The following is a 6,318-nucleotide window of genomic DNA, read 5'->3' as shown; positions in this document are numbered from 1 at the left end:
CGTAGTAGATGTCGGTTTTCTGCACGATGGTGCCCACCGGCAGGGGCCGGAGCACGCCCACCAGCGCGGTCTGGAAGGCCTCGTAGTCGTCCGAAGTCCAGCTTTCCATCTCGGCGGGCTCCACGCGGAAGCCCACCGCGACGCGGCCATCTTTGAAGACCACCTTGTCGCCCTCGAAGCTGTGCACGGGCATCACGGCATTAAACGCGGCCGTTTTGGGCTTTTTGGTCATGAGTAGGGATGGGTAAAGGCCCCACCGCCAGGCGGCGGGGCTGGATGAAGGTGAAGGAGAGCCAGCCCATCAGAAAGCCGGGCGCCTGCTTTTTGCTCAGGTAGCGCAGGCCCAGAATCAGGCCCAGCTCGACGAGGATGACGAGCAGGTACACCAGGCGCGGAATCTTAATGGCCATGCCCAGAAAGCCGAGCAGCAGCACCGAGCCGATAAACAGGCCCACCATGATGCCCAGGTCCTGGATGTTCATGCCCAGCACCTGCGCGGGCCGCTCAATGGATTTATAGGAGCGCATGAGATTAGCGTACGCCTCCGTCGCCACCGCCTACGGCGCTGACCAAATCGTCCTTGAAGAGCTGGAAGCCGAACCAGAGAATCACGCCGCCCACCAGCCAGCCCAGGGCGCCCAGCGCGTCGGGGGCGCCCTGCACGAACTTCATCACCACCCGAATCAGGCCCACGATGAGCACAATGGCGAAAATGACCTGCACGATGCCCACGACAGTTTCCTGCACGCCTTCGAGGGCGGCCGCGGCACCCCCGCCTCCCAGCTGGGCACGGGCCGGGCTGGTGGCCAGGGCTAGGGCGGTCAGCAGGGCGGCTACGCGCTGCTCGGCTTTGGAGGGCTGGTAGGTCTGGCCGGCAGCGGCCAGCGTGTGCATGGTTTCAGTGGCCGTTACGGCGTGGGTACGGGCCCGGGAAAGCAAATGGGTTAACATAGAAAGGGATAATAGGTGGTAACAGGGTGCTTATCTCCCCGGAAAGCAGGTGTGGCATCTAGGAGGGTTTGGCCGTGGGAATGGGGCTGCTGGCGCCGGGAAACAGGCCGCTCAGGGCGGCGCGCTGGGCGGAAGCATCGGCGTTCATGCGGACCCGCCGCTGCTGGCGCAGGGCGATTTCGGCCGCGCGGTTGGCCTGGTCGTTGGGCGTGGGCACCGGCGCGGTGATGGGGTTGTGGAAGAGGGCCTCAGACGGTTCCTCGTCAACTTCCGCTGTTGGCTCAAGAGTCGCCGTAACATCTTCCTGGGCATCAAGCAGGGAGGCCAATGCGCCAGCCGCGTGGCGAATAGATGCCGGGTGGGGCGTTTCGTCCGCTTGGGTATTCTGGCCGGCTTCGTCCAGGTGCTCAGCGAGCGGCTGTGGGCTGTCGACCACAACTACTGCTTCCTCTTCTTCGGCAGCATGCATGGGCTCGGGAGCGGCCAGGTCTTCCTGGGGAAGCAGCCGGGCCAAGGCCTCTCCGACGTCGGTAGCAGTTGCTTTCTTGGCAACCAGGGCGGCCGCGGCAGTTTCGTAGTGGAAGGTGCGCAGGGAATGGTGGTTCCGGGTAGCCAGCACGGCCACCGGTGCGGCCGGCTTGCCGGGGCCCTTGAAGCGCCACCACAGCAGCGCGGCCAAGGCACCCAGGGCTAGTATCACCACCAGTAAGAGTATTCCGGAACGCATACCGGCCCCTTACGGCAAGAAGCGCAGGAGTGTTAGCAAAAAGTTAGTGAAAACTTAAAAAAGACTTGGCCGTATGAAGCGCCTACCGACGAAGTAGCATCCTGCCGGTTTCGGCTCCGGGCCGGCTGGGTGGTAGAAGATTTGAGTTTTTCCCTAATGGCGTTGCGGCTTCTAAGCCCGATATGCGTCCTTTGGGGTATTGCTCCGATACTTCACCCCCACTGCCCCCGCAGTGTGCCCTTCTTCGCATGGTACCATCTGACCACCTACCCGCCCCGTTGGGGTTTCCTGACCTTAGCCTGTCCGCGCCCTATAGTGAGTGCCTGCGCTACGTGCAGTTTCGTCTTAAAGCCCTTGCCCAGGGCGATTTAACTTCCTTTTGTGCCCAGCATGGCCTGACTTATACCAACGTCGTCAACCTGAAGAATGGCAAGCTCAAGCGCGACGAGCCGCGCCTGGTGCAGCGGGTGCTGCGCGCCCTGAGCGTGCCCACGGAAATCGTGCGCATCGACATCGGCAGCGGTGCCAACCAGTACGTGTTCGGCAGCGCGGAGCAACTAGCACAATTCCGCGAGCAGCTGGCCTTCTTCGACGCAGCCGCGCAACGGGCCGGCAGTTTGCCGCCGACAACCTAACCCCGGATAGCTTTCCTGCTCGGGCCCGGCCGCCGGGTGCTGGGGGAGTGGAGCTGTCCGGCTCCACTCCCCAGCCCACCCTATGAATGCACCCCGGGAAAACGACCCCACCGAGCTCGAACGCTTCAAGCGCGACATTGACCTGGTTGACTACGCCCAGCGCCAGGGCTACACCATCAAGAAAGAAAGCCGCCGCGGCGACTGGCACCACCTGGTTAAGGACGAGGAGCACGTTATCGTTACCCGCAAGGGTGACCACCAGGTGTACCTGAACACCGGCGACGACCGCGACGCGGGCTCCATCATCGACTTTGCCAAAACCCGGGGCGGGGACGGCCACGGCCTGAACCTGGGCCAGGTGCGCCAACAGTTGCGCGAATACCTCGATGGCGCGCCGGCCCCGGCCCGGGTGTACGCCACTCCGCCCGACCCCGCCCGCCTGAGCAGCCTGCCCGTGGGCGAACCGGAACTGGAGGCCCGGCAGGCCGAGGAAGAGCGTCGCACGCGCCTGATTTCTGAGGTGCTGGGCGTCAAAAAGGAACTCACCGACCGCAGCTACCTGCACGGCCGAGGCATTACGGATGAGACGCTCGACAGCCCGGCCTTTCAGGGGCGCATCTTCACGGCGCAGCAGAACGAGCATAAGAACACGGCCTTTCCGCTCTACAATGAGCACGGGCTGGCCAGCGTCGAGCAGAAGAACGAGCACTACAAAAGTCTGTTGCCACTGCCTAAGAACGGCATCTGGGTTTCCCACCCCACCGACGGCAAGGACACGCCAGTGGAGCGCGTGGTAGTGAGTGAGTCAGCCGTCGACTCGCTATCCCATTTCCAGCTCAAGCACGGGCAGGACCCCAAAAACACGCTCTACGTTGCCACCAGCGGCACGCCCACCGAGGCGCAGGTGGCCTTGATTCAGCGGGTCATCGACAAGCAGCAGCCCCAGGAAGTGGTTTTAGCCAATGACCGCGACGCCGGCGGCCGGCAGTTCAACATCAACTACCTCAACGAGCTGCAGCCGGCCCGGCCCCTGGTGCCGGTAGCCGAGCAGGAAGCTTACCATGAGGCCTCCCGGCCGGTAGAGTGGCACGCCACCAGTGACAAGTACCACACCAGCCTGAAAGTGACCTTTCACCACGACTCGGCCGAGCAGGGCGCCGGGCAGGTACAGCAGCTTAGTGAACGGGTAGCAAAAATCAACAGCACCCAGGAAGCAGGGCCCACGCTGGTGGCCGAGGTGACGCGCAGCACGGACCAGCTGACGGTGGTGCGGATGACGGTGGCCCGCGCGGATGTTATGCAGCTGGAAGTGGTCGCCCAGGAACTTTACCGGCAGCGGGAACTCTCACGTCCCGTACTGGAGCGCCAGCCCGGCTTATTTCTCCGGGTGGACTACCCCTTGGCCAAAGACTTTAACAAAGAGCTGGAGTACACCAACCAAGGCTTCAGCACCGAGCAAATCCGGTCCGCCGCCCAGCGCGAGGAGCAGCAGCGCGAATCCGAGCGCCAGCAGCGCTTGGCCGAAGCCCAGCGGCAGGAGCGGGAGCAGCGCGCCCTGGAGCGGGAGGCGCAGCGCCAGCGGGATAACTCCCCGGATGCCCAGCAGCAACGGTCACCGGATGACAAACGCTTCCGCCAGGCCGTGCCGGGTGCTGAAATGGCGGCAGCGGACCAGCCGACCCGCTCCTACCGTAGCGAGCAGGAAGCCCGGGAGCAAACCGCGCAGTTTACTCACCTGAAAGACGCCGGGGTGGTGCTGCTCAAAGACTGGATGCACGATAACCCCGCGCCCAGCGGCCGCCGGGCCAGTGAGGAAGAACTGCTAGGTCGCGACACCCGCACGGCGTATCCCAGCCGGCCAGGCGTAACCTCGGCACCGGCAGCCGCTGAGGAGAAAGTAGCAACCTGGCGCGTTGATGAGCTCACGCCCAACACCAGCGGCCGGGCCGAAGCGTGGAAGGCAGTGCTGGAAAGTGCCGGTTATATCCGCACCGGTGAAGTGCGCAGCACTGTGGACGAGCAGGGGATCCGTCGGGCCGAATTCAACATGCACTACCGCAACAACCAGCCCGAAATTGCCCTGATTCACGCCATCGTGACTAACACCAACACCCGGGCTGCCGCGGGCAACGAAAAATATATCGGCGTGAGCATCGCCGAGAGCGAGCAGGACCAGGCCACCCGCCGGCAGGCAGCCATCCAAGCCGAGCTGCAGCCGGGCACCGGCCTGCGTCGCGTGCAGGAGCAGCCAGTTGCAGTGGCTACGCCGGCAGACAATCGGGAGGGCCGGCCAGTAGGCGTGGAAAAACGGATTCTGGTTGAAATAGATGAAGAAGCTCCGGTTCCCGGGACCCGCGGACAGGCCGAAGCGGTACACGATGCCATTGCGGCCAGCGGGGCCAAGGCCGGCGAGGTGCACAGCACCACCGACAAGCAGGGCGTCCGGCATTCGGATATGATGCTTTCCTACCGGACCGACCAACCGGAGCTGGGGCGCATCAGTCACACGCTCGATGCTATCGCGCAGCAGCCCGGTAATACGTTAATTGAGCACAGCCGCGACCGGGAGGAACGACATACATTGGCCCGGGGCCGGGAAGCGGATACGCCAGCGCGCGGCTCGGAAATTACCCGGTAGCCCATGGGGGCATTACCGTGTACAGCAGCGCCTTTTAGCCCAGTCGGAGCCTTGTGCCCTTGTTTTACTTCCCTGCCCACCGCCCACAGGTACGGCGTCCCAGCTTTTCAGCGGCGGACTCCGATAGCGACCGCCCTGGCTCCGTGCACCAAGCCAATCCTTCACACTTGAGGGACGCGTGGTGCGCATAGGTCGCGCAGAGGCAGGCCGGGAGTTCTGCAACAGCCACGACCGTGGCTGTTGCAGAACCCTTGGGCCGGCCCCGTTCGTCGGATGGTCGAACGTGCAACTGCCCGAAAAGCGTGCGTTACGGGCCTTATTAGCCGCTTGTCACCGCCACCGGAAGCTTTTTAGGTCGTCGAGCGAGTTCTGCAACAGCCACGGTCTAAACAGCAAAAGGAGCATTTCTCGCTTGCTTTCCAACGCATCCCCCGGACGTTCGGACGCTGCCGCGGCGCTAGTCCAACAGCGGCAGGGCCTGGTTTGGCACCAGGTCGTCCAACACCCGGTAGCTCAGGATTTGGTAGCGGCGGGCGTAGGCTCGCAGGTGGACGGCAACAATGCGCTCGCGGGTCGCCCGTTCCGCCCCGGGCGTATACTCAATGACCAGGAGCCGCTTCTCGGCTTCCTGGCAGAGCAGAAAATGACAGGGAATGGCCTGGTGTTCCGCTTCGGTGAGCGGAACCGCATTTTTGGGTTTGAGCACCACCAATTCGAGGTAGATTCTATTGCGCATCGGGCGGTGGGGGAACGCAGATTGAATCGGCAAGTACAGCAAAAGCAGCGTATTTTGTGCGGCCCCATGGACCTGTCCCATTCCGTTTTCTGCTAGCCAATGCGAACGCTCCTGCTGGTGTTGCGGAAACTGCTGCTGACTTTCGTGGGCTTGGTGCTAGTAGCCGGGGCCTTGATGATCGCCTCCATTCTCACCGACGACCCGCCCAAAGCGGGCTTGTGCATGGCCGCCTACCGCGAAGCTTCGCTGGGGAGCGTATGGCTGGGCCTTTACCAAGACGGCACCTTTGCCTACGGCCAGCTCGAACGCGACATCAACACCCGCGGGACCTACCGGTTCCGGGGCGATACCTTGCTGCTGACCGCCGACCCGGGCACCACCATCAGCTGCGAGCAGCCGCGCCACCGGTTCGTGCTTCGCGAGCGGCGTTTGGTCCAGTTGCCGGACCCCGGTGGTCAGGCGTGCATCGGCTACGTCAACGTGCGGCGAGGGACACTTGGCGCTTGTGCCGGGGGGCCTCCTTCCGCTCCTCCAGAACCTGGCAAAGGGAAGCACATGGCGCAAGGGGGACCGAAGGCACCATAAGGCGGTTTAGCGAAAGGGTACTAGCCTGAACGCGCTCCGTTAATTC

Annotated in this window: 8 protein-coding genes; 3 read left to right on the top strand and 5 right to left on the bottom strand. The window is 63.6% G+C overall.

Annotated features, from left to right (window positions below; genetic code table 11):
- The 4 genes from AAFH49_RS17455 to AAFH49_RS17440 form a co-directional block, all read right to left on the bottom strand.
- A partial coding sequence (locus AAFH49_RS17455; protein WP_342300186.1) for a hypothetical protein occupies positions 1-232 on the bottom strand: 232 nt, incomplete at its 3' end.
- On the bottom strand, positions 201-527 hold the full coding sequence (locus AAFH49_RS17450) for a hypothetical protein (RefSeq protein ID WP_342300184.1): 327 nt from the start codon (positions 525-527) through the stop codon (positions 201-203). The genes AAFH49_RS17450 and AAFH49_RS17455, both read right to left, overlap by 32 nt.
- 4 nt (positions 528-531) lie before the next feature.
- Positions 532-951: a hypothetical protein gene (locus AAFH49_RS17445; RefSeq protein WP_342300183.1), complete on the bottom strand. Its 420-nt coding sequence runs from the start codon at positions 949-951 to the stop codon at positions 532-534.
- Positions 952-1,009: 58 nt separating this feature from the next.
- Complete coding sequence (locus tag AAFH49_RS17440; RefSeq protein ID WP_342300182.1) at positions 1,010-1,678, bottom strand: hypothetical protein; 669 nt, start codon at positions 1,676-1,678, stop codon at positions 1,010-1,012.
- A 248-nt stretch (positions 1,679-1,926) separates the two neighbouring features.
- Between AAFH49_RS17440 and AAFH49_RS17435 the strand changes: the two genes are divergently transcribed.
- Together AAFH49_RS17435 and AAFH49_RS17430 are read left to right on the top strand one after the other, a co-directional pair.
- A complete protein-coding gene (locus AAFH49_RS17435) occupies positions 1,927-2,313 on the top strand; it encodes a hypothetical protein (RefSeq protein ID WP_342300181.1) in 387 nt (128 codons plus the stop codon).
- 82 nt (positions 2,314-2,395) lie between these two features.
- Positions 2,396-4,951: a toprim domain-containing protein gene (locus tag AAFH49_RS17430; protein WP_342300180.1), complete on the top strand. Its 2,556-nt coding sequence runs from the start codon at positions 2,396-2,398 to the stop codon at positions 4,949-4,951.
- 457 nt (positions 4,952-5,408) lie between these two features.
- On the opposite strand, the gene AAFH49_RS17425 is transcribed toward AAFH49_RS17430, so the two are convergent.
- Positions 5,409-5,687, bottom strand: a complete 279-nt coding sequence (locus tag AAFH49_RS17425) for a hypothetical protein (RefSeq protein ID WP_342300179.1) — start codon at positions 5,685-5,687, stop codon at positions 5,409-5,411.
- Positions 5,688-5,786: 99 nt separating this feature from the next.
- On the opposite strand from AAFH49_RS17425, the gene AAFH49_RS17420 reads away from it, so the two are divergent.
- On the top strand, positions 5,787-6,272 hold the full coding sequence (locus AAFH49_RS17420) for a hypothetical protein (RefSeq protein WP_342300178.1): 486 nt from the start codon (positions 5,787-5,789) through the stop codon (positions 6,270-6,272).
- The last annotated feature ends 46 nt before the right edge of the window (positions 6,273-6,318 follow it).

Origin of the sequence: Hymenobacter segetis (assembly GCF_038448715.1) — a bacterium.
Lineage (GTDB): Bacteria > Bacteroidota > Bacteroidia > Cytophagales > Hymenobacteraceae > Hymenobacter > Hymenobacter segetis.
The sequence above is the reverse complement of the archived record's forward strand: the minus strand, read 5'-3'. Positions and strand labels throughout refer to the sequence as shown.